At 69.0% G+C, this 287-nt stretch carries 1 protein-coding gene; it reads right to left on the bottom strand.

Going from position 1 to position 287, the window contains the following annotated elements; all coding sequences use genetic code 11:
- On the bottom strand, window positions 1-287 hold a 287-nt coding region (locus OO54_RS41080; protein WP_167348180.1), incomplete at both ends, for a helix-turn-helix domain-containing protein.

The following is a 287-nucleotide window of genomic DNA, read 5'->3' as shown; positions in this document are numbered from 1 at the left end:
TCGGTCCGGCCGTCGCCGACCCGGTCGCACTCGGCGAGGGTTCCGTCGAGCAGGACGAAGTCGGGATCATGCTCGCGCAGCGTCCTCAGCAGACCCGGTGCACGGGCGGCGAGCAGGTCGACGACGGCACTGGTGTAGGCATGGGCGGTGGACTCGCTGATCCCGAACCCGGCGGCGATCTTCGCCAGAGTGGTGTGCTCACGCAGGTACACCAGTGCCACCATCGCGCGCTGTGACGGACGGAGCTTGCAGCGCCGGTCGCCCTCACGGGTGACGATCAGCATGGT

It is taken from the genome of Streptomyces wedmorensis (genome assembly GCF_000716445.1).
GTDB classification, from domain to species: Bacteria; Actinomycetota; Actinomycetes; order Streptomycetales; family Streptomycetaceae; genus Streptomyces; species Streptomyces wedmorensis.
Note: the sequence above shows the minus strand (reverse complement) of the source record. Positions and strands in the feature narration are given on the sequence as shown.